Here is a 22,530-nt window from a genome sequence, read left to right as displayed (position 1 = left end):
CGCATGTCATGCCGCGGCGCCGCATGAACAACAGGAACTGGAGAACGGCGTGAAAGTCACGATTGCAGGCGCCGGTATCGGCGGTCTCAGCTTGGCCCTGATGCTGCACGAGCGCGGCATCGAGGTGGAAGTCTTCGAGGCCGTCGGTGAGATCAGGCCCTTGGGCGTCGGCATCAACCTGCTGCCGCACGCAAGCCAGCAACTTTGCATGCTCGGCCTGGAAGACGGTTTGGCCGCGCAGGCCATCGAGACATCCACGCTGGCCTATTTCAACAAGTTCGGCCAGGAGATCTGGCGAGAGGCCCGCGGGCGTGCAGCCGGTTATGAATTCCCGCAGTTCTCCATCCACCGCGGCGAACTGCAGATGACTCTGCTGGCGGCGGTCCAGCAGCGAATCGGCCTCGAGAATGTGCACGTCGGGTACGCGTTCGCGTCATTCGATCAGTCTGCGGACCGGGTTCTCGCCCAGTTCACGCGCCGTGAAGACGGCATCACGGTACAGACCGAGTGCGATGTGCTGGTCGGTGCGGACGGCATCCATTCTTCGGTGCGCAAATTCCTGTATCCCCATGGTGACGAGCCGCGTTTTTCCGGGCGCATGCTGTGGCGCGCCGTGACCGAAGCCGAGCCCTATATGGACGGCCGCAGCATGTTCATGGCTGGGCATCAGGATCAGAAGTTTGTCTGCTACCCGATCTCGCAGCCGCTGCACCGCAAAGGCCGCTCGCTGATCAACTGGATCGCCGAATTGCGCGTGCCGAGTGGCGAACTTCCGAATTCCGACTGGAACCGCAAGGTCGACAAGTCCGTCTTCGCGACGCCATTCCAGGCCTGGAAATGGGATTGGATCGACATCCCCGCCATCATCGACGGCGCCAAGGAAATCTACGAGTTCCCGCTGGTCGATCGCGACCCTTTGCCACGCTGGACATTCGGTCGCGTCACGCTGCTGGGCGACGCCGCGCACCCGATGTACCCGATCGGCTCCAACGGCAGCGCACAGGCCATCCTCGATGCCCGTTACCTGAGCGACTGCCTGGCGTCCGACCCTGACACGTCTTATGCGCTGCGCGAGTACGAAGCCGAACGGCTGCCCAGAACCACGGGCATCGTTCTGCGCAACCGCATGAACGGACCGGAACAGGTCATGCAGATGGCCGAATCGCGCGCGCCAAGCGGCTTCAAGAACATCGATGACGTGATTCCGCGCGAAACGCTGGAAGGTATTTCGCTGCGTTACAAGCGCTTGGCGGGATTCGACAAGGACAGCCTCAGGACCAAGACATGAACCAGATCGCAGCTCCCGTCTTGCGCCCTGTCGTCCGACTGCAAATTGAGGTGGCTCCACCGACCCTGCTCGGAACACTCAACGGTATTGAGCGCCGCATGGTTTCGATCGTGGGTGGCAGGGTGCAGGGTCAGTTCAGCGGCAGCATCCTGCCTGGCGGCACCGACGTTCAGTCCGTGCGCGACGACGGCACTATCGAGTTGATGGCGCGCTACGCAGTGGACCTGGGTGATGCCGGTCATCTGCTGCTCGAGAACACCGGACTGCGGCGTACCGCCACCGAGGACGACCGCCCCTATTTCCGCGGGCGAATGCGCTTCGAAGCGCCCGCGGGATCTCTGGCCTGGCTGAACAGCGCCATCTTCCTGACGAGCGGCTATCGCGACGGCAGCGTTGTGCACCTCGAGGTTTTCGAAGTCCTGTGAAGCTGACTCCGACGATGAGGCGCCGGTGCCCAGCCGTTTGACGCCCAGGTCAAGCAAGTGAAGAGCCGACCTCGAGCTAACCTGTGCACTGCATGTCGGGGACAGGGCTTCGCCTGGCACTCTTAGCTGTCAGAGGCCGGCCATTCACCCGCGGCGGGTCACGGCCGACTAGAGGCGATCCGCTGCTGGTTTGGGGCGCTAGGGATTTGGTGCCACTGCATCCGCTGCTCGTCTCAAACCACCGCGAAGCTCGTGTCGAACGTGTTCTTCACGACCAGCGCCTGCTTGAGCAGGCCAGCCTCCAGAAAGAAGTCAGCCGTTCGCTGTTGATCGGCCACCACCTGCGCGTCGATGGCGATCCAGCGCTGCTGGCGGCGCTCGAACTGCAGGCGTGCCGCTTCCGGTGGGATGCCGATGATCCGGGCCAGGGTGGCTGAGAACTCCGGCACGTGCTGCAGCGACCAGCGCTGCGCCCGCACGACCCGCCGGCCGAAGTCAAGCAACTGCACGTGCTTCTTCGCCAGCGCCGCGTCAGTTGCGGCCAGGAAGCTCAGCCCCGAGGACAAACCCCGGCCGTTGACCAGCACGCGCGCATGGCCGGCCGTCTCGGCCATCGCGGTGTAGGGCTCCCAGGTTGCCCAGGCGTCCACGGCTCCCTGCGTCAGCGCCAGCTTGGCCTCGGCTGGCGGCAGGAAGCGAAAAGTGCCGGCATCGGGCTTCAGCCCGGCGGACGCCAGCGCCTTCAGCGCGACGTGATGCCCGATCGAGCCCCGGTTCGTTGCGATCGTCCGGCCTTTCAGGTCGGCTGCCGTCTTCAACGGCGAGTCGGGGCGGACCAGCACGGCCGTGCCATAGGGGTCGGAGCGATTGACGGCGAAGGCCGTGATGCGCGCGCCGGCGGCCTGCGCGAAGATCAGCGGTGCGTCCCCGATCGGCCCGAGGTCGACGGCCTCGGCATTCAGCGCCTCGGCCAGCGGCGCCGCGGCCGGGAACTCCGTCCACTGGATCTCATAGTCCAGGCCCTGCAACTCGTTCGCGGCTTCGAGCAGCGCGCGCAGGCCGCCCTTCTGGTCGCCGGCCTTCAGAACGGGCAAGCCCGCCCGCGCCAGTCCTGATCCACCGAGCACGGCGGCCGCGCCTACCAGGAGCCGGCGGCGGTCGATGTGAAGCGGCGCTTTCATTGCAGCAACTCCGGTTCGGCGGCGACCAGGCCTTGCCACAGGGAATCGAAGGCATGCGCCGCGCCACTGGGGCTGCTGATCTGCGAGTGCGTGAGCGCGGCCTGTTCGTGCGGGATCGGCTGCGGCGTGCCGGCCGCCTCGGCCAGCAACTGCGTGTGGCAGGCGTTGTCCAGCGCGATGTACCACCAGGCGGCGGCCTCGACGCTCGGCCCGGCGGTGAGGATGCCGTGGTTCTTCAGGATCACGCCCTTGTGCGGGCCCAAGGCGCTGGCGATCTGCGCGCCCTCGCTGGTCTCGTAGACGACGCCGCCGAAGTCCTCGAACAGGCCGTGATCCTCGTAGAAGGCGCAGGAGTCCTGGGTCAGCGGCGCCAGCTTGCGGCCGAGCGACGACCAGGCCTTGCCGTACAGCGAGTGCGTGTGCGCCGCCGACACGGCCTCGGGGCGCGCCTCATGGATGGCTGCATGGATGGCGAAGGCGGCCCGGTTCAGCGGCCCCTCGCCGATGGCGATCTCGCCGCGCGAGTTGACCAGCAGCAGGTCCGACACCTTGATGCGCGAGAAGTGCAGGCCGAAGGGGTTGACCCAGAAGTGGTCGCTCAGCTCCGGGTCGCGCGCGGTGATGTGGCCGGCGAGCCCCTGGTCGAAGCCGTAGCGCGCGAACAGGCGGAAGGCGCCGGCGAGGCGCTCCTGCCGATGGCGGCGCTCGGCCTCGAGGCTTCGTGCCTGTGCCGGCTCGTCGAACCAGTCCTTGCGCTGTGGATGGGGGTTCAGGGTCAGGCCCGAACGGGTCGTGAAGGGGAGGGGATGGACGGCACTCATGGGGGCTCCTTGGGGACGGGTTGATAGCTGCGTCAGCGCGTGTGCGGCAGGCCGCTGTCGCCGAGGCGGACGGGATCGGCGTCGATGCGGGCGATCAGGGCGTCCAGCCCGGCGGCGCCGGAGGGCGTTGGTGACTCGTTGGGAGACCTGCAGACCAGGCTGTCTTCCGACCAGGCGGGCTCGCCCGGTCGGTTGACGGCCCGCAACCAGCCATCGCGGTCGACGAGGAACTGCGTGCCGGCCAGCGATACATCGGGCACGCCGGCGATGCGGGCATAGGCGCGCCAGCCGGCGGCGCAGTCTGGGCCTGGGGCCAGGGGCTGTCGGTGCAGCATCACCGTCACGAAGAGCGGATCTTCGCGAGGCGCAGGCACGCCGTCGTCCGCCGCGACGATGCGCACGCGCTGGCCGCGCCACGCCCGGGCGCAGTCAGCCGCCAGCGTGGGCGCCTGCACGGGCCAGGCCCAGGCCTTCTCGCGTTGCAGGTTGTCGCCGGCGGCAAGCGCCTTCATGCCGTCGAGCAGCGCCCACACGTCCGCCGTCTGCAGCCGGTCGGCAAAGCCGGGCATGGTCGGCGCTCCGCTGCGGTCCTTCATGCCGTGCAGCACATGCCACAGCAACTCGCCCTCGGCGCGCTTCCACGGCAGCCCGGCCGACAAGGTCGGCGGCCACACCCGCTGCTGCGCCGCCAGCGGCCCTTCGCCGCGCCCGTCGCTGCCGTGGCAGGCCGCGCAGTGGGCCTCGAAGAGCTGCAGTCCGCGGTCGATCGAGGCGGCGTCGAAGTGCGTCTTCGAGCGATGGAAGCTGGTCGGCACGGCATCGGTCAGCAGCAGCGCCAGCGGCGGCCAGGGGGCCAGCCAGACGCACGCGGCCGCAGCGGCCCAGGCGCCCGCCCAAGCCCAGCGCGAGCGCCGCCGCAGCCATCCACCGGCCAGCAACAGCAGCAATGCCAGCGCGCTGAGGCCCAGCGCCCAGGCGAGTTGGCGTTCCAGCCCGGGGTCGATCGCCAGCGTCCCGGTGTCGATGCGCGAGTCGAAGGGCCACGCTGGCTGGCCCGCCACCTCGCCACTGAGGCCCAGTGCGTGCATGGCCTTCAGCAGGCCGGACTGCGCCGCCTGGATCAGGCTCAGCAGGCTCACCAGGTGGCGTCCAGCCCCAGCAGGCGCAATGCCTCGTGGCGCAGCTCGGCCAACTGCGCGCTGCCGCGCTGGCGCGGGTAGGGCAGGGGGTTCACCAGCTCACCGACGATTCGCGCCGGCCGTTCGCTCAGCACGATCACGCGCTGCGCCATGAACAGCGCTTCCTCGACGTCATGCGTCACCAGCAGTGCCGAGAAGCGCGCGCGCTGCCATAGCGCGACCAGCTCGCTCTGCATCGTGAGCCGGGTCAGCGAGTCGAGCTTGCCCAGCGGCTCGTCCATCACCAGCAGGGCCGGGTCGTTGACCAGCGCCCGCGCCAGGGCCACGCGCTGTGCCATCCCGCCGGAGAGCTGATGCGGCAGCAGCTTGGCGTAGGCGCTCAGGCCCACGCGGGCCAGCGCTTCGTCCACGCGGCCGCGCTGCGCGGCCAGCACGCCGCGCGCCTGCAGGCCCAGTGCCACGTTGTCGCGCACGCTGCGCCAGGGGTACAGCGTCGGATCCTGGAACACGACGATGCGCGAGGGGTCGGGGCGCGTGATGGGCTTGCCGTCCTGCGTCAGCGTGCCGCGGCCGGCGGGCTCCAGCCCGGCAACCAGCCGCAGCAGCGTCGACTTGCCGCAACCGCTGGGGCCCAGCAGCGCCACGAATTCGCCTGGCTTCAGGTCCAAGTCGATCGCATCGAGCACCGGCAGCGGTCCGTCCGGCAGGTCGAAATGATGGCTGACCTTTTGGATGCCGATGTGCGCACCGGCGGCGGGCTCGACCCGCGGTGCTTCGAGGACGGCATTCACCATTTCAAGGTTCCCTTCTGCCACGACAGCACGCGCTCGCGCAGCACGAAGAGCAGCGTGATCAGGCCGGAGCACATCAGCGCCATCACGATCAGGGCGGTGTACATGTTCGCGTAGGCCGCCCAGCCCTGCGCCCAGCTGAGGTACCAGCCCAGGCCCGATTTCACGCCCATCATCTCGGCCGTGATCAGGATGGAGAAGGCCGCGCCCAGGCCCATGAACAGACCGACGAAGACCTGCGGCAGCGCGGCGGGAATCGCCACGCGCAACACCAGGAAGGTGTTCGATGCGCCCAGCGTGCGGGCCACGTCGTAGTAGTTGCGGTTGACGCCGGCCACGCCCGACCAGGTCAGCACCGCGACCGGGAAGCCGGTCGCCAGCGCTATCAGGAACACCGCCGCGGCATGGCTGGACGGGAACACGAAGAAGGCCAGCGGCAATAGCGCTGAGGCCGGCACCGGCCCGATGAAGCGGATCAGCGGATGCACCCAGTAGCCCACAGCGCGCGACCAGCCGATCGACACGCCCACCACGAAGCCGGTGGCCGCACCCCAGGCCACGCCGGTGGCGAGCAGCTTCAGCGAGTTCCAGGTGCTGTCGCCCAGGCGCCGCCAATCGTCGACCACTACCTCGGCCAGGGCCGTGGGCGGCGCGAAGAAAGGCGTCGGCAGCCAGGCCAGCTTGGCGGTCACCAGCTCCCAGGCGCCCAGGCCCACGCCCAGCGCGATCAGCCAGGGCCCGACCGTGCGCAGCCGCGCTGGTGTCCGGGTGCCCGCCAGCGCCAGGAGGAACAGTAGCGCGGCCACGGCGAGCGCGGCGATGCCGAACTCATCGGTGTAGACCCAGTCGCTGAAGCCGGCGGCCTGGTTGGGCACGCGCAGGGTCAGCAGGCCCGTGGCGGCCCAGGCCAGCGCGGCGATGCCGCCGGTCCACCAGGGCCGCTGGCTCCGTGCGGGAAGCTGCGCCAGCGGGAGCGGGTCAGGGAGCGAATCGAGGACGGCACTCATCGCAGTCCCTCAGGCCAGTACGTTGGCATAGACATGCTGCGCCAGCTTCGCCGGATCGGTGCTGCGCTTGAGCACCCCGGCGGCACGGAAGTCGCGCGCGTAGAACTCGATCTCGGCGAGCAGGTCGTTGCCGGTCGGGTGGTGGTGGTGCGTCAGCGTGCCGAGCAGTGCGCGCAGGTCCTCGGCCGGCACCTTGGGCGAGTACTTCGAGAAGATCTTGGCCGACTCGTTGGGGTGATCGGCCACGTAGTCCGAGGCTTGCACGATGGCGCGCGCGATGCCGGCGGCCACCGGCCGCTCGTTGCGCACCAGCTCGCCGCGGGCGCCGATGATGCAGCAGACCTTATCCTTGTACTCGCCGCTGAGGTTGGTTGCGATCTCGCTGTAGAAGCCGGGTGTGCGCTTCTCGATCAGGTAGAGCGTCGGGTCGCCGTCGGCGATGGCCTGGATCTCGCCCTTCTCGGCGGCGATGCCCAGCAGGTCGGCCGGGTACTGGCGCCACTGCACGTCCTTGTCGGCATCGACGCCGGCCTTGGTCAGCAGGATCGCGAAGAAGTTCTTGCCCGGTCCGCCCAGGTCGGCCACGCCGATGGTCTTGCCCTTCAGGCTCTGCAGGTCGGTGACGCCGGCCTTCTTCACACCGACCAGGCGCACGCAGCCGCCATGCGAGCTGGAGATCAGCTTGACGTCGAAGCCCGACTCCAGCGGCTTCAGCCAGCGGTGGATCATCCCCACCGCCGCATCGGCCTTGCCGGTGGCCAGCGCCTCGAGCAGTTGGTCGGTCGAGCCGGTGTAGTTGATCAGGTCGACCTGCAGGCCGTTCCGCTCGAAGTAGCCAAGTTCCTGGGCCACGACGACCGGGGACAGACAGAAGGCGTTCGCGTTCCAGGCGAAGGTCAGCTTGCGGGGCTGGGCCAGCGCGCCGGTGGTGGCGATGGCTACGGGCGCCACGAGCGCCGCGCTTGCGGCGGCGTGCAGGATCTTGCGGCGGGTGAGGCCGTCGAGAGGCTGGGTCATGAGGGTCCTCCGCGCTCAGGCGGCCTTGGGTTGCTGTTCGGCGAGCCGCTGCGCGACGAGCGCGCGGGTGCGCGGGATCAGTTCGCGGCCGTAGTCGATGGCGTCTTCCAGCGGGTCGAAGCCGCGGATCAGGAAGGTGGTGACGCCAAGGTCGTAGTAGTCGAGCAATGCATCGGCCACCTGCTCGGGCGTGCCGACCAGGGCGGTGCTGTTGGAGCGGGCGCCGGTCTCCTGGGCGATGGCGGTCCAGAGCCGCTTGTCCACGCGCGTGCCCTTCTCGGCCGCGGCCAGCAGGCGGCGCGCGCCTTCGCTCTGCTGCGGGCCGCCACGGGCATAGCCGGCCTGCACCCGCAGGCGCTTCGTCTCTTCCAGCACGCGGTGGGCGCGGTCCCAGGCGGCGCCTTCGCTGTCGGCCAGGATGGGGCGGAAGGACACCGAGAAACGCACCTGCCGGCCATTCTTTGCGGCCTCGGCGCGCACGCGTGTCGTCAACTCCCGGACCTGGTCGAGCGATTCGCCCCACAGCGCATACACGTCGGCATGCCGGCCGGCCACCGGGATCGCCGCCTCGGACGCACCGCCGAAATAGATCGGCACATGGGGCTGCTGTACCGGTTTGACCTCGCTGAAGCCGGCCTCGAAGCGGTAGTGGCTGCCCTCGTGGTCGAAGGGCTGATCGCTGGTCCAGAGGCGGCGCAGGATGCCCAGGTACTCGTCGGTGCGCTCGTAGCGCTGGTCGTGATCCAGGTAATCGCCGTCGCGGCGCTGCTCGGCGTCCGAGCCGCCCGAGATGAAGTGGACGCCCAGGCGGCCGCCGCTGAACTGGTCGAGCGTGGCGATCTGGCGCGCGGCAAGCGTCGGTGCAGTGAAGCCGGGCCGGTGCGCGAGCATGTAGTGGATACGCTCGGTGTGGGCCGCGGCGTAGGCGATCGTCAGCGTGGCGCTGGGGCCGGTGGAGTGATGTGGCACCAGCACACGGTCGAAGCCGGCGGCCTCATGGGCCTGGGCGAAGGCCCGGACGTAGTCACGATCGACGGCCGGCCCCTGCGGGGCGTGTGTCTCCGACACCTTCTGCGTCTGGATCATGCCGATGAACTCGATGCTGCTCATGCCCTGAACTCCGTGTGAATGGAGCCGGTACGGTACGGTCCGTGCATGCATGGGACAAATAATGAAACCGCATTTGCATGTTTGATTTGCATGATTAACGCCGTTGAAGTCCAGCGTTAGGCTGCGGTCCCTGAAAGGAATTCCCATGGGATCTGCTTCGTTTGCCGGCGAGGTTCGCCGCCTGCCCGTTCCCCATCTGCTCGCCCGCGCCGAAGCGTTCGAGACGGCGCTGTCCGAGCTCACGCGTCGCTTCGCCGACGGGGCCGAACTGCATGACCGCGACGGCAGTTTTCCGTTCGGCAACTTCGCCGAGCTGCAGCGGCTGGGTCTTGTTGCTGCGGTGGTGCCGGCCGCGCAGGGCGGCGGCGGCGCCACGCTGGCCGATGCGCGTCGCGTCGTGGCCGCCGTGGCGCGTGGCGAGCCCTCGACGGCGCTGGTGCTGACGATGACCTACCTGATGCACCGCTCGGTCTCGCGGACGGACTCGCGCTGGAGCCCGCGATTGCGTGATGCCCTCTACCGCTCGGCCGTCGAGGAGGGGGCGCTGGCCAACTCGCTGCGGGTGGAACCGGCGTTGGGCTCACCGGCGCGCGGCGGGCTGCCGGAGACGGTGGCGCGCCGCGACGGGGACGGCTGGCTGCTGTCCGGCCACAAGCTCTACACCACCGGCATCCCGGCCTTGCGCTGGCTGGCCGTGTGGGCTCGCACCGACGAGCCGGAGCCGCGCGTCGGCATGTTTCTGGTGCCGCGCGACCCAGGTTCGGACCATCCTGGCATCCGCGTCGTCGAGAGCTGGGATCATCTGGGCCTGCGCGCCAGCAACAGCCACGAGGTGATCTTCGATGCGGTGCGGCTGCCGCTGGACCATGCGGTGGACATCCGACCGGCGGCCGACTGGGCTGCGGGTCCCGATGCCGACCAGTACGCCTGGATGATCGTGCTGCTCGGCGCGCTGTACGACGGCGTCGCCCGCGCGGCGCGGGACTGGCTGCTGGGCTTTCTTGCCGGGCGCACGCCGGGCAGCCTGGGGGCGCCGCTGGCCACGCTGCCGCGCGTGCAGCAGGTGGTCGGCGAGATCGATGCGCTGCTCTGGGCCAATGAGGCATTGCTCGGCGGCCTGGAGCGGGCCACTGATGCGGGACAGCCGCCCCCGGCCGTCGAAAGCGGCCTGGCAAAGTACGGCGCGACCGGCAACGCGATCCGCGTAGTGGACCTGGCCTTGGAGCTCAGCGGCAATCATGGCTTGTCGCGCCGCAACCCGCTGGAGCGGCATCACCGCGACGTGCTGTGCAGCCGCATCCATACGCCGCAGAACGACAGCATCCTGCTCGGTGCGGGGCGCTTGGCCTTCGAGCGCGCCCGTGCGTCCTGAGCGTGTGATTCGGGCGGCGCGCGTGGATTCAGGCGCCCTGCAGTACCTGGGCGACGAAAGTGCCGAACTGGTCCACTGGCTCCTGCAGGCGGCCCAGCGCCGGTCGGTGCAGCAGCCACAGCTCGATCTGCGGCTTGAAGTCGGTGAGCGGCACGACGCCCAGGTCCTGTCGCCGCGCACTGCGCTCCAGCAGCGGCAAGGGCACCAGGCCCAGGCCGTGCCCGTCGGCCACCAGTTCCAGCTGCAGTTCGCGGCTGTTGGTGTCCAGGCGCACGGTCAGCGGCAGACCCAGCGCGGTCAGCGCGCGGCGCAGGCCGGCCCGAAAGCCGCAGCCGTCCGGATTGAGCACCCAGCCGCGCGTGTGCCAGTCGACCAGGCGGTAAGCGCGCCGCGTGACCTCCTTCGCCGGCGCGACGACGACCAGGTCGGTGCGTCCCAGCGCCTGGCCCGTCGCGTTCTTCGGCAGCACGGCGTTCACTGGCAGCCACGTGGCCGCCGCGTCCAGCTCGCCGGTGTGGATCTGTTCCAGCAGTTGCTGGCCCCAGCCGGTGACGATGCTCGGCTGGAGGTCGGGGTAGTGCGTGGTCAGCCCGTCGAGCGTGCCCTGCAGTACCAGGTCGCCGATCCCTTGCGTCAAGCCCAGCCTCAGGCTGCCGCTGGGGTGGGCGTCGGCGGCAGCCAGCTCGCGCAGCCGCTCGATTTGATCGAGCACGGCGCGGCACTGCTCGTAGACTTTCTGGCCGGCGGCATTGGGCTTGGGCGGCTTGGTGGCGCGGTCCAGCAGCTCGATGCCCAGCGACTCCTCCAGGTTCTGGATCCGGCGCGTGATCGCCGGCTGGGTCAGGCCCATGTCCTTGGCCGCCTGGCTCAGCGAGCGCGCGCGGACGACGGACACGAAGGCGGCGATGTCTTCAATTTTCATGCAGGAGCGGAATGATGTCGTTGGATACGATGCGCATTGATCATAGCGAGCAGGCGATCGGCGGCGCGCTGGACCGCTTCGTGCGAGCCTTCGAACACTTGCTGGACGAGGGGCCTTCGGAGGCCGAGATCCGCCGGCGCGGCGCGCTGCTGCTCGCCGGCCTCGTCCAGCGCGACGACTGGTTGCCTCTGGCCTTCGCCAGGCCCGATCTCGCCCGCTACCGGCAGCTCCCACTGCATCGCGACGCCGCGGGCCGCTTCTCGGTCGTCAGCTTCGTCTGGGGGCCAGGCCAGGCCACGCCGATCCACGACCACACGGTCTGGGGACTGATCGGCATGCTGCGCGGCGCCGAGTATTCGCAGGGCTACCGCTTCATCGGGCCGGGGCAGATGGTGCCGGATGGCCCGCCCGTGCGGCTGGAGCCGGGCCAGGTCGAGGCCGTGTCTCCGGCGATCGGCGACATTCACCGTGTGCGCAATGCCTACGAAGACCGCGTGTCGATCAGCATCCACATCTACGGTGGCGACATCGGCACCGTGCAGCGCTCGATCTACGACGAGGCCGACGGCAGCAGCCGGCCTTTTGTCTCCGGCTACTCGCCGCTCGATTCCTGAATAAGAGATCCCACAATGACGACCTCTGTTGTTTCCACCGAAGAAGTCCGTGCGGCCCTGATCGCGCGCGAGGAGATCGCGCTGCTCGACGTGCGCGAGGAAGACCCGTTCGCGCAGTCCCACCCCTTGTGGGCGGCCAACCTGCCGCTGTCCAAGCTCGAACTGGAGGCCTGGGGGCGCATCCCGCGCCGCGACACGCGCATCGTCGTCTATGACGACGGCGAGGGCCTGACCGAACGTGCGGCGGCCCGCTTGCGGGCACTGGGCTACACGGACGTCAACAGCCTCGACGGCGGCCTCGCCGGCTGGCGCGAGGCCGGCGGCGAACTGTTCCGCGACGTCAACGTGCCGAGCAAGTCCTTTGGCGAGCTGGTCGAATCGAAACGCCACACGCCCTCGCTGTCTGCGCAGGACGTGCAGGCGCTGCTGGCGGCCAAGGCCGACGTCGTCGTACTCGACGCCCGCCGCTTCGACGAGTACCAGACGATGAACATCCCGGGCTCGACCAGCGTGCCCGGCGGCGAACTGGTGCTGCGGGCGCGCGAACTGGCGCCCGATCCGGCCACCCGCGTGATCGTGAACTGCGCCGGCCGCACGCGCAGCATCATCGGCACGCAATCGCTGGTCAACGCGAGCCTGCCCAACCCGGTGGCGGCGCTGCGCAACGGCACGATCGGCTGGACGCTGGCGGGCCAGTCACTGGAGCATGGCGCGTCGCGGCGCTTCGACCCGGCGATCCGGCCCGAGCATCTGGAAGCTGCACGCGGCGCGGCCGCCGACGTGGCGCGTCGTGCGGGCGTGTCGGTGATCGGCGCGACCACGCTGGCGCAATGGCTGGCCGAACCCCGGCGCACCACCTATCGCTTCGATGTACGCACGCCCGAGGAATATGCCGCCGGCCATCGTGCTGGCTTCCGCAGCGCGCCGGGCGGGCAACTGGTGCAGGAGACCGATGTGCATGCGCCGGTGCGCGGTGCTCGCATCGTGCTTAGCGACGACGATGGCGTGCGGGCCTCGATGGCGGCTTCCTGGCTCGCCCAGATGGGCTGGGACGTGGCCGTGCTGGACGCACCACCGCCGCAGGGCGATGCGCTCGAAACCGGTCCCGACAAGGCGCCGCAGCCGGCGCCGCCGGCCGTGCGCAGCGTCACGCCGGCCACCTTGGCCGACTGGCTGGCCACGGGCGACGCGATCGTGGTGGACGTCACGCTCAGCGCGAACTATGTGAAGCGCCATGTGCCCGGCGCTGCCTACGCCCTGCGTTCGCAGCTGCCCGAGCTGCTGCCCCAACTCGGCAACCCGCGGCGGCTGGTGCTGACCTGCGGTTCCAGCCTGCTGGCGCGCTTTGCCGCCGAGGACATTCAGGCCCTCACCGCCAGCGAGGTCCTCGTGCTGGAAGGCGGCACTGCGGCCTGGGTGGCTGCCGGTCTGCCGGTGGAAGCCGGCGAGACACGCCTGCTGTCGCCCCGAATCGACCGCTATCGCCGGCCCTACGAAGGGACCGACAACGCCGCTTCTGCGATGCAGGCCTACCTCGACTGGGAATTCGGCCTCGTGGAGCAACTCGGGCGCGACGGTACGCACCATTTCTTCGTCGTTTGAGCGCGTCAGCTGAGAGGGATCTCGCCGACCTGGGCCGCCATTGCTGCGACAAGGTATTACTCAGTACGGGATGCTTCACCAGATATTCGTGCGCTTCTCCGGCGGCATGAACATGGCGTCGCCGGACCGTGCGTCGAATGCCTTGTAGAAGGCCTCCTGGTTCATCGCTGCACCGATCACGCGCAGGCGGTCGGGCGCATGCGTGTCAGACAGCGCCTGGCGAATATCCGCCGCGGACTTGATGGGCTCGGACGCCCAGATGCGGGCGAAACCGAGGAAGAAGCGTTGATCGGCGTTGAGCCCGTCGAGCGTCTCGCCCTTCGTCGTTGGGCTTCGGCGTAGCGCGCGCTCGTAGGCGGCATGCGCAATTGCCAGTCCGGCGTTGTCGGCGATGTTCTCGCCGATGGTCAGTTCGCCGTTCAGGTGCTGGCCCGGCGCGACTTCATAGCCGCCGTACTGCTCGATCAACGCGTGGGCGCGGCGTTCGAACTCGGCGCGATCGGCCGCGCTCATCCACTCCACTCGCCGGCCCGCGCCGTCGTACTGGCTGCCCGCGCGATCGAAGGCGTGGCTCAGCTCATGAGCGATGAAGAAGCCGAGGGCGCCGTAGTTGACGGCATCGTCGGCGCCTGCCTGGAAGTACGGCGGCTGCAGCAGGGCCGCAGGCAGTACGACCTGGTTTCTGCTGACGGAGTAGTAGCCGTTCACCGATTGCGCCGACATCGTCCATTCCTCGCGATCGACTGGGCGTTGAAGCTTCCCCACCTCGAAGCTGGACAACAGCGCACGTGCACGCATCCAGTTGCCGACCGGATCCATGCGGTCGATGTGCAGGCCGGCGTAGCTGTGGATCCGATCGGGCGCACCGAGGCGGATCACCAACTTGTCCAGCTTCGCGATCGCCCCGCGCTTGCCGGTCTCGCTGAGCCAGTCGGAGGTCTCGATGCGCTCGCGAAAGGCGGCGATCACGTCGTCCAGCACGACCTGGGCGCGCGCCTTGGCGGCTGGCGGGAAATGGCGCTGCACGTAGAGCTCGCCGAGCGCATCGCCCATCGTCGCCTCGATCGCGCCGATCGCCCGCAGCCAGCGCGGCCGCGTGCCCGTCGCGCCGGCCAGCGTGAAGGTGTAGAAACGGTCGGCTTCGTCGCGGTATGGTGCCGGCAGGAAGCGCGCCAGATGGTCGATCAGCCGGTACTTGAGATAGGCCTGCCACACCTCAGGCGGCACTTCGCGCAGTTGCTGGCCGAAAGCGGTGAAGTAGCTCGGCTGGCTGACATTGAAACGCGCGGCCTCAGCCCGGATCCCGATGCCCTGGGCGTACAGCTCCAGGTCCAGGCCGGGGAACTGCGAGGCCAGTTGCGCGCGCTGGCTGCGGTGCGTGGTAGCACCCGGCACGCGCGTGGCCACCTGCGTCCACTGCGCCGTTGCCAGGCGTGTCTCCATCGCCACGATCGCCTTCGCTTGCCGCGCTGGATCCTTTACGCCGGCCAGCGTCAGTACGCGCTCGACATGCCCGAGATAGGCCTCGCGCAGGCCCGCGTAGTGCGGCTCGGTGCTGACGTAGTACGTGCGCTCCGGCAGGCTCAGGTCGCTCTGCACGAAGTCCGCCAAGTAGCGCTCGGGTGCCTCGTCATCGGCGTGGACCCAGACACCGAAGCCGATGTCCAGCCCCTGCGAGGACAGCAGCGCCATGGCTCGCACGATGCCGCGCGGCCCGGTGGCGCCATCGATCTCGCGGAAGTAGCGTTGCAAGGGCCGCAGGCCGGCGGCGTCGATGCGATCGACGTCCATGTAGCTCGTGTAGAACTCGGCGAGCTTGCGCTGGTTTGGCGTGGCGTGCGGCTCGGCGGCCAGCGACTGGATGTCGCGATCGAGCCCCTCATATACGTTCAGCTGAAGTTCGCGGCTGGCGCTCCAACCGGGGAGGTAAGCGGGCCCTTTGACGCGGGCGATCCAGCCGCCCACGGCGTGAGCGTAGAAATCGTCCTGCGGCCGGACGTTGGCATCCTGATCGTCCAGGTACACGCCCGATGGCGGCTGCGCGCCCTGCGCCAGGCAGGGCGCCGCCGAGATGCCTGACACGACCAGCAACAGCGCCAGCACCGGCGCGAGAAAAGAACCTTGCACGAGCTCTCCAATAATTGCGTTACTGGTTACGTAATTTAGTACATAAATGCCCGTTCTCGCCAGCGTTTTCGGGAGACAGTTACGCCATGGACGACTTCATCCACTCGCAGGGACTCATCTGGCTCCCGCACATCCTCAGGCGGCTCGCCGATCATTTCGTGCAAGCCTGCGATGCCGTGTTCCCGGAATACGGCATCGTCGTGCCGCCTCGGGCGGTTTCGACCGTGCACCTGCTGCACGAGGGCGGTCCGCGGGCCGTCACCGACATCGCCGCGACGATCGGCCAGTCGCATCCGCAGATCATCAAGTGGATCAAGCGGCTCAAGGAATTGAAGCTCGTGCAGACGCGGCTCGACCCGGCCGATCGTCGCCGCACCTTGGTCTCGCTCACGCCTGCAGGTAGGCGGCAAGCGAAGCTGCTGCTCGAAGCGCGTAGTTCCTTCATCGCGGCCTATGAAAAGCTGCTGGGCGAGGCTAACGCACAGGTCTTCGAGCAGCTTTGGCGAGTGGAAGGTGCGCTGAAGGAGTCAGCATTCGCGGATCGAATCATGGTCGAGCGCACGAAGGAGAGGGGCGGGCAGTGAGCGCGTAGTCGGCAGGTACCCTTGATAAAGCCATTGACGTGCTCTAGTCTCAGCCCCACAGATCACCTTCGTATGAGTCACGTTTTCGTTCTGTTTGCCTTGCTGGCGTCAGGGCTTGCTGCTGGTGCCGAAGTGCCGACATGTCCGACTCCGCTGCGCATCGGATTCCACGACGGGGCGATTCCACCGATGTTGAATGGCCGCGGCGAGGCGTTTGAGGATCCTCCCGGTTGGCAGGTGGATGCAGTGAACGATGCACTTCAGCGCCTGGGTTGTAGAGCACAGTACCTGCGGTTGCCAAGTAAACGCCTGAGCGCGTGGCTCGCGCAGGGACGCATCGACTTCGCTCTCTTCCTTGGAGCTACGCCGGTGCGCATGTCCGAGATGAGATTCCCTCTCGACGGTCAAGGCCGGCCCGATAGCGCGTGGGCGCCCCTGCTGGGCCGCGTTGCCCTTTTTGGCCGTCGAGGAAGCACGCCGGATCCGGCCTGGAATGGAACAGATTTGCCGAGCGGCACTCGTGTAGGTGTCGTTTCTGGCTCTCTGCAAGAAGCCTTCGCTCGAGAGCGACGGTGGCCTATCGTGCCGATCAGCACCTACGACCTTGCATTCGGCATGCTTGAGGCAAGGCGCTTCGACCTCCTGCTGAGTCCGGCGCCGCGGGACACCCTGCTGCCGGAATCAAGGGCGGGACTTGTCGAGTGGGTACCGGCTGCGGCTGAACTGCCATTCTTCGCGCCAGCGTCCCCGATTTTTGCTGCGCGATACCCAGCGTGGACTCGCGACTTCTGGCACGGCCTCTGTAGGGCAGTTCGCCACCAAGTTCCCAATGCACGTCCCGTGGAATGCGGCATTACGCCTCGGAGCTTCGCAAAGTAGGCGCGACGTAAGCGGTTGCCAAAGGCATCGCGCAAGGGCGCGGCTTGCTCGGTCCGCGCTAATCAGCTTTCTGCACGTCTGCGATCCAGCGCTGCGGACAAGAGTGAACAAGGTCGGCAATTGACCGCAGAACGGGACGATTGCTCAAACTCCAGTCGCCGGGCGCTTCCGGCCAGCGGGTGTAGCCGAATTTCGTGGCTAGCACGACCTAGCTGCGATTCACCCGGGCGAAGGGGCCCAGAAAGCTTTCGTCGCCGCCCGGCCCATACATGTCCGCGGTGTCAGGGTACAGCTCAATACTGTTTCTTGAATTTACAGCCCATAGTGTGTATAAAGAAAATACACATCAAAAGCTGTATTAGGAAAATACAGTTTGAAGCCTGTATGACTCAATATCCAGTCCGAACTGCTGAGCAACTCCCCCCGTTGCTCCAGGCCTTCCGCAAGGAGGCCGGCCTCACCCAGAGCGAGGTCGCCCTGCGCCTGGGCGTCTCACAGCAGACCTATTCCGCCATGGAGCGCAATGCGGACAAGGTAGGCACTGCAAGGCTGCTGAAGCTGCTGAACATCCTGGGTATTGAACTGGCGCTTGGCAAACCCTCACGGCCGGCATCCGCGCCATCAGGCCCGGCCGCGTCGTCCGACAAGCCCGTCTGGTAAGCCCATGGGTCGCCTGTCCCACACGCGCACGCTGGGCCTCTGGATGAACGGTGCCTACGTCGGCACCTGGAGCCTGGCGCCCCATTCGCCCGACACGCTCCACTACGACCTGGCCTGGACTCGGTCCGAGCAAGGGCGCCCCCTGTCGCTATCGCTGCCTTTCACGCCGGGCAATGCGCCGCATCGCGGCCAAAAGGTCCGCGCCTACTTCGAGAACTTGCTGCCCGACAGCACGGAGATCCGAGACCGCCTGGCGCGCCGCTTCAACACCGGATCGACCGATGCGTTCGAACTGCTCGCCGAGATCGGTCGGGATTGTGTCGGGGCGCTCGAGATCCTTCCCGACGGCGCGGACTCCTCCGGTACATCACCGCTGCAAGCCGAACCCTTGAGCGAGGCACAGATCGCCCAGGTCTTGCGCGGCACGACGACCCCGAACGCGATGGGCTGGGGATTCGACGATGACGAGTTCCGCATATCGATCGCCGGCGCCCAGGAAAAAACTGCTCTGCTGTTGCAGAACGGACAGTGGTGCCTCCCTCGAGGGCACACACCCACCACGCACATCTTCAAGCTGCCGCTGGGACTCATTGGCGGCATGAAGATCGACATGCGCGACTCGATCGAGAACGAGTGGCTGTGCGCCCAGATCCTGAAAGAGTTCGGCCTCCCTGTCGCCGTCTGCCAGCCCATGCAGTTCGATGACGTCAAGGCCTTGGTGGTCGAGCGCTTCGATCGCACCTGGTGGACCACGTCGTCTGGCGAGCGCCGCATCATCCGCCTGCCACAGGAAGACATGTGCCAGGCCACCGGCACCTCGCCCGAAGCCAAGTACGAGGCGGATGGCGGCCCAGGGATGGATCGCATCCTCGACCTGCTCGGCGGCTCGATCACGCGCGAGCAGGACCGCCGCAATTTCTTCAAGGCGCAACTGCTCTTCTGGATGCTCTGCGCCACCGACGGCCACGCCAAGAATTTCAGCACCTTCATCAGACCCGAAGGGCGCTATCAGCTCACGCCGTTATATGACGTGCTGTCCGCCTATCCGGTTCTGGGCGAAGGACCGTCGAAGATATCGCCGTTCAAGGCCAAGATGGCCATGGCGGTACGGTCGAAGAATGCGCACTGGAAGATGCGCGACGTCCTGCGCCGACACTGGATGGCACTGGGAGTCCGTCACGGCATCCTGACCGAAGACGGCCAAGAGGTGCAGTTCCTGATCGATGACATCGTCATGCGCACACCTCAAGTTATCGCTGCGGTCGGCGCCCGACTGCCGGCGGGCTTCCCGGAACAGGTCGCCATCACCATCCTCGAAGGGCTGCGAGACGCAGCACGTAGACTCGAAAGTTGAGGGTGACTTCAATGTGTTGCGGAAACACATCCGATTTGAGTGGCGCAAATCGCAATTGCTCGGACTCCTGCGGTGGCACGAGCGTGTGATGCCCGCGCGCTTACCAAATAGTCTCATTTAGACCCACAGCAGAAGTTGGCGAGCCCAAATCCGGTGCCGGAAAGCAGTCATGTGGGGCCGGTCCACACCAGCACCGCATGCTGACAGCGGGACATCAACCGGCCGTCACATCCAGCAGGGCTTCCGCTGGTAGACTCACACAAGTCGTTCCGGCGCCTCAACATGTCTTCCCGTACCAGCCGTAACACCCTCACCGAACGCGGTATGCAGATCGTCGAGCGACGCATTCCAGCGCTGGCGGCGAAGGCTGGTCATGAGGCATACCGGACCACGCTGCAGCAGACTGGTGCAGTGACCGTGAAGACCAGCAATGGTCAGGTCGTGAAGCGCGCGCTCGATGGGAGCGAGACGGTCATCAAGAGCTTGCCGGTCGGCAAGCGCGTCAAGACCGGCACCGTCCTCAGGCGTGTCAAGTAAGCCGGCCGGCGCGGATGCAGCGGCCAAGGCCGCAAAACCACCTCAAGCGCCAGCGGCACAGCCCGCGCAGCCTCGACTCCGGGTTCTCGCCGGTCCGAACGGACCGGGCAAGAGCACCATCAAACCAGACCTCAAGCCCCAGTAGATTGGCGTCTTCGTGAATGCCGACGAGATGGAGCGCGACCTGGTCGCCTCTGCGGGCTTCCTGAGCTTGCGCAGCCTCGGCGTCAGCGGCGAGCCAGTTGTGGTTCTCGAGCGCATCAAGAAGAACCTGAAGACCTTCGGGCTGGAGAAGCGGCTGGACCTACAGGCCCTGTTGTTGGGCATGACACTCGATGACGCACTGAGGCTGTGGGTGCCGGGGCCCTACGACTCCTATCTCCCAGGCCGTGGCGCCCACCTCACTCGCTGTTCCCAACCCTCCTGCGTGCCGCGCGGTTGCAGTCGAAGGGTACGGTTGATCTGGCGCACGCGTGGGTCGCCAATGCCGCTCGAGTGGAGCTCTGCATCCAAAGGGCGCACGAATCGGGTGAAGTTGGTATCCAGGATGACCGTGCGCTCGCTGTCATTGCATTGGGCTTGGCTTCGAGCCAGACGACGATGCGAGTGCAGCCGCCATTCTTTGACACGCCGTTGCAGCGGCCACGTCAACACTTGGTCGTCGGGATGCAGACCTTCGTCCACGACCGCTTGTGGCCGGTAGAACCTGGCCGGCAGCAGCCCGATTCGGGCTACGCCAAAGGCGTCCGCAGCAGGGTGTCAAAGCCTGCAGCGTTGCGTTGGTCCCAGGCGTCCAGGAACATGCGGAACTGGTACCAGCCGTATTTGGATGCGTCGTCCAGCAACGCTTGGTAGTTCTCGTTGAAGTACGTCGCCTTTTCCTGGCCAGCCGGGACCGGGCTGCTCATGCGACCGTGGGCTTGCGTCACCGCATCCATCAGCCGAGCCATGCGTTCGCCGCCGCCGGGCTCGCCCAGCCAGAAGGCGACGGCGACGCGGTTGGCATGCACTTCACCACCATAGAAGTCACCGCCGTTCTTCAGGTGGCCCCGCCGGGCATCGACGAAATGCGACATCTCGTGCGGGACCAGGAATGCATTGAATACCTCGTGGAAGAACTCCGGCGCGGACATCGGAGGCGCGTCGCCGAGCAGGCCGGCGAAGAAGCCCTGCATGCCCGGTGGGCACTGCGACCAGGCAACCGTGTGGATCGCGCTGCCGTCGTCTGCAATCCACGAAAGCTGTGGCGTAAACGAGATGACGATTCTGGGCGCCGGCACACCGGGGAGGACTGAGGATGCGCGCGTCATGAAACGGGAGACGATGCCTTGGACCTCCGTCTGGATGTCCGCCACACCGGACGCCGGGGCTGCGGCTCGGCTTGGCGCGCAGACGGCCGCCAGCAGTGCCACGCATATGGCGCGGCGGTCGGTGGAGGCAGGCGCTCGGGCATCGTTCATGAGTTCTCCTGACTACGAGTTGGGCCGCTTCGCCTATGCCGAACGGCGGCTTGACGAGGGGGCGGCACTTCGATGCAGAGCATTTGGCGTTCTTGCCGTGGCCGCGACAAGCGATGGAACTCCCACTTGCGTTGATGGATCAGCAAGGCTGTATCCGCTTCACTTTGAGGCCTTGTCTTGGCAAGATCGGCGCATCCACGCCGATACGAAACTCCGATGGCCCAACTCGATCACATCATCGTCAAAGTCAACGATCTCCAGGCGAGCGTCGAGTTCTACGGCGGACTGATGGGCTTTGCATGCGAGGGGACGGACGGCCCGTCCACGATCATGCGCGTCGGACAAGACTGCCTGCTCCAGTTGGCGCCATGGGGAACTTCCGGCTTCGAGCACTATGCATTTGCGGTTTCGGCCGCCGAATTCGAACAGATCGTCGGGAGGATCAAGGCCGCAAATCGCGACCACGGGCCGACCTTCGACACGGTAGGCGTGAACACCTCGCTAGGCAATGAAAGAGGCGCCAGGGGAGAAGCGCCAACGCTTTACTTCAACGACCCGAACAAGCATCTCATCGAGATCAGGACGTACCCGGGCTCTATCGTTCGCGACTAACGAGCAGCAATCATCAAACCGTTGAGCAACTTCTTATCGCAAGAGCCCAAGTACATCATCCAGGAAGATCGCTCCCGCAGGCCGTCTGGTACCCGCGCTGGACGATTGGAACCTACCTCGGCTGACCACTACCTTGCGTTCCAGTCCCGTGCTCACATGCCGGCCAGGGTGCGACCGTTCATTGACGCTTTGGTAGAGCGGTTTCGGGTGCACAACCATGAGCGTCTGTGGACGGCGTGAGTCTGTTTCGATTGCGCTTCTTGTGGGCGGCTGGCGGCGGACGGCAGCGAAGCTAACGGTCACCGATGTCAGCTTGCGGCCGGAAGCCTCCGGTCACACGTCTGCCACCCGGTGAGCGCGCTGCGCAAGTGAGCTCGCTGGCGAAAAGTCGGCGCCTGCAGGCGGGATCCGATGCTACGCCGCTGGGCACGCGTTGGCACGACGGCCCTACAAGCCCCACGGGTGACATCGCTTGCGCCCAATCCGGCGCATGTCGCAGGTGAAAACGCACGATTCTGTCGGGAAACTGTCTTACAAACACGCGCCCGAGGCTGCAATATTCTCCGTGCAAGCGACGCGAGGTTGGCAATGAACGATCCCAGTGTCATCGTTAGCTTGAAAGCTGGTGGACCCCTGATGTCCATCATGGAGATACGCGAGTTTCATGGCCGCGAGCATGCACTCTGCACCTGGGTTGATGCTTCCAGTTCTGTCCAAACCAGATACTTCCCACTCGAGCTCCTGGTTCGAGAATCTGAGACCTCGCCAGACACTCCATTCGCAAATTCATAGCATTTGATGGATGTGTGCGCTTGTCGGTAACACCTCGGCATAGGCGATACTTTCGCCGCAAAAAACATGCGGCGCCCCGGACCAGGCCGGCCCGTCTTGGTCAACAGTGCGCCGCCTGATGACAGGAGCGCCGATGGTTTCAGTGTTGACTTCGTCCGTAGCGACCCCGACCTCGCCCTCGTCGGAGGAGGGCAAGTCCCTGGATGAACTCGTACGGGATTTTGACTGGTCGAGTA

General features: G+C 66.8%; 21 protein-coding genes. 11 read left to right on the top strand and 10 right to left on the bottom strand.

Going from position 1 to position 22,530, the window contains the following annotated elements:
• Nucleotides 1-49 precede the first annotated feature (49 nt).
• A complete protein-coding gene (locus tag SNE35_RS24780) occupies nt 50-1,288 on the top strand; it encodes a flavin-dependent oxidoreductase (RefSeq protein ID WP_320425699.1) in 1,239 nt (412 codons plus the stop codon).
• A complete protein-coding gene (locus SNE35_RS24775) occupies nt 1,285-1,713 on the top strand; it encodes a DUF3237 domain-containing protein (RefSeq protein WP_320425698.1) in 429 nt (142 codons plus the stop codon). Before SNE35_RS24780 ends, SNE35_RS24775 begins: the two co-directional genes overlap by 4 nt.
• Nucleotides 1,714-1,946: 233 nt before the next feature.
• Here SNE35_RS24775 and SNE35_RS24770 read toward each other — a convergent pair whose 3' ends face one another.
• The 7 genes from SNE35_RS24770 to SNE35_RS24740 are packed head-to-tail and all read right to left on the bottom strand — an operon-like array spanning nt 1,947 to nt 8,779.
• Nucleotides 1,947-2,894, bottom strand: coding sequence for an ABC transporter substrate-binding protein (locus SNE35_RS24770; RefSeq protein WP_320425697.1), 948 nt, complete (start codon nt 2,892-2,894; stop codon nt 1,947-1,949).
• Nucleotides 2,891-3,715: a class II aldolase/adducin family protein gene (locus tag SNE35_RS24765; protein ID WP_320425696.1), complete on the bottom strand. Its 825-nt coding sequence runs from the start codon at nt 3,713-3,715 to the stop codon at nt 2,891-2,893. Before SNE35_RS24765 ends, SNE35_RS24770 begins: the two co-directional genes overlap by 4 nt.
• A 32-nt stretch (nt 3,716-3,747) precedes the next feature.
• Nucleotides 3,748-4,854 carry a c-type cytochrome gene (locus tag SNE35_RS24760; protein WP_320425695.1) on the bottom strand — a complete coding sequence of 369 codons (1,107 nt, stop codon included), beginning with the start codon at nt 4,852-4,854 and terminating at the stop codon, nt 3,748-3,750.
• Nucleotides 4,851-5,648 (bottom strand): ABC transporter ATP-binding protein, encoded by a 798-nt coding sequence (locus SNE35_RS24755; RefSeq protein WP_320425694.1) that lies wholly within the window; start codon nt 5,646-5,648, stop codon nt 4,851-4,853. The genes SNE35_RS24760 and SNE35_RS24755 overlap by 4 nt, the downstream gene beginning before the upstream one ends.
• Nucleotides 5,642-6,652 carry an ABC transporter permease gene (locus SNE35_RS24750; protein ID WP_320425693.1) on the bottom strand — a complete coding sequence of 337 codons (1,011 nt, stop codon included), beginning with the start codon at nt 6,650-6,652 and terminating at the stop codon, nt 5,642-5,644. Before SNE35_RS24750 ends, SNE35_RS24755 begins: the two co-directional genes overlap by 7 nt.
• A gap of 9 nt (nt 6,653-6,661) precedes the next feature.
• A complete protein-coding gene (locus SNE35_RS24745; RefSeq protein WP_320425692.1) occupies nt 6,662-7,669 on the bottom strand; it encodes an ABC transporter substrate-binding protein in 1,008 nt (335 codons plus the stop codon).
• A gap of 15 nt (nt 7,670-7,684) precedes the next feature.
• A complete protein-coding gene (locus SNE35_RS24740; RefSeq protein WP_320425691.1) occupies nt 7,685-8,779 on the bottom strand; it encodes an LLM class flavin-dependent oxidoreductase in 1,095 nt (364 codons plus the stop codon).
• A 145-nt stretch (nt 8,780-8,924) separates the two neighbouring features.
• Between SNE35_RS24740 and SNE35_RS24735 the strand changes: the two genes are divergently transcribed.
• Nucleotides 8,925-10,151: an acyl-CoA dehydrogenase family protein gene (locus SNE35_RS24735; protein ID WP_320425690.1), complete on the top strand. Its 1,227-nt coding sequence runs from the start codon at nt 8,925-8,927 to the stop codon at nt 10,149-10,151.
• 28 nt (nt 10,152-10,179) lie between these two features.
• On the opposite strand, the gene SNE35_RS24730 is transcribed toward SNE35_RS24735, so the two are convergent.
• A complete protein-coding gene (locus SNE35_RS24730) occupies nt 10,180-11,073 on the bottom strand; it encodes a LysR family transcriptional regulator (protein ID WP_320425689.1) in 894 nt (297 codons plus the stop codon).
• A 29-nt stretch (nt 11,074-11,102) separates the two neighbouring features.
• On the opposite strand from SNE35_RS24730, the gene SNE35_RS24725 reads away from it, so the two are divergent.
• Together SNE35_RS24725 and SNE35_RS24720 are read left to right on the top strand one after the other, a co-directional pair.
• Complete coding sequence (locus tag SNE35_RS24725) at nt 11,103-11,687, top strand: cysteine dioxygenase family protein (protein ID WP_320425688.1); 585 nt, start codon at nt 11,103-11,105, stop codon at nt 11,685-11,687.
• A gap of 15 nt (nt 11,688-11,702) precedes the next feature.
• Nucleotides 11,703-13,289 (top strand): rhodanese-related sulfurtransferase, encoded by a 1,587-nt coding sequence (locus SNE35_RS24720; RefSeq protein ID WP_320425687.1) that lies wholly within the window; start codon nt 11,703-11,705, stop codon nt 13,287-13,289.
• A 75-nt stretch (nt 13,290-13,364) separates the two neighbouring features.
• On the opposite strand, the gene SNE35_RS24715 is transcribed toward SNE35_RS24720, so the two are convergent.
• On the bottom strand, nt 13,365-15,416 hold the full coding sequence (locus SNE35_RS24715) for a M13 family metallopeptidase (protein WP_320425686.1): 2,052 nt from the start codon (nt 15,414-15,416) through the stop codon (nt 13,365-13,367).
• 86 nt (nt 15,417-15,502) lie between these two features.
• Between SNE35_RS24715 and SNE35_RS24710 the strand changes: the two genes are divergently transcribed.
• From SNE35_RS24710 to SNE35_RS24695, 4 genes are all read left to right on the top strand, one after another.
• Entirely contained in the window at nt 15,503-16,000 is a 498-nt protein-coding gene (locus SNE35_RS24710; protein ID WP_320425685.1) for a MarR family winged helix-turn-helix transcriptional regulator, read from the top strand.
• 1,263 nt (nt 16,001-17,263) lie between these two features.
• Complete coding sequence (locus tag SNE35_RS24705) at nt 17,264-17,539, top strand: helix-turn-helix domain-containing protein (RefSeq protein ID WP_320425684.1); 276 nt, start codon at nt 17,264-17,266, stop codon at nt 17,537-17,539.
• Nucleotides 17,540-17,543: 4 nt separating this feature from the next.
• Complete coding sequence (locus tag SNE35_RS24700; RefSeq protein WP_320425683.1) at nt 17,544-18,893, top strand: type II toxin-antitoxin system HipA family toxin; 1,350 nt, start codon at nt 17,544-17,546, stop codon at nt 18,891-18,893.
• A gap of 282 nt (nt 18,894-19,175) precedes the next feature.
• Nucleotides 19,176-19,430: a hypothetical protein gene (locus tag SNE35_RS24695; protein ID WP_320425682.1), complete on the top strand. Its 255-nt coding sequence runs from the start codon at nt 19,176-19,178 to the stop codon at nt 19,428-19,430.
• A gap of 731 nt (nt 19,431-20,161) precedes the next feature.
• On the opposite strand, the gene SNE35_RS24690 is transcribed toward SNE35_RS24695, so the two are convergent.
• Nucleotides 20,162-20,890: a hypothetical protein gene (locus tag SNE35_RS24690; RefSeq protein WP_320425681.1), complete on the bottom strand. Its 729-nt coding sequence runs from the start codon at nt 20,888-20,890 to the stop codon at nt 20,162-20,164.
• A 216-nt stretch (nt 20,891-21,106) separates the two neighbouring features.
• Here SNE35_RS24690 and SNE35_RS24685 point away from each other — a divergent pair, with 216 nt between their 5' ends.
• Both SNE35_RS24685 and SNE35_RS32140 read left to right on the top strand, forming a co-directional pair.
• Nucleotides 21,107-21,502 carry a VOC family protein gene (locus SNE35_RS24685; protein WP_320425680.1) on the top strand — a complete coding sequence of 132 codons (396 nt, stop codon included), beginning with the start codon at nt 21,107-21,109 and terminating at the stop codon, nt 21,500-21,502.
• A gap of 411 nt (nt 21,503-21,913) precedes the next feature.
• Nucleotides 21,914-22,294: a DUF2158 domain-containing protein gene (locus SNE35_RS32140; RefSeq protein WP_431312786.1), complete on the top strand. Its 381-nt coding sequence runs from the start codon at nt 21,914-21,916 to the stop codon at nt 22,292-22,294.
• Nucleotides 22,295-22,530 lie beyond the last annotated feature (236 nt).

It is taken from the genome of Roseateles agri (genome assembly GCF_034043675.1).
Taxonomy (GTDB): Bacteria; Pseudomonadota; Gammaproteobacteria; order Burkholderiales; family Burkholderiaceae_C; genus KK5.
Note: the sequence above shows the minus strand (reverse complement) of the source record. Positions and strands in the feature narration are given on the sequence as shown.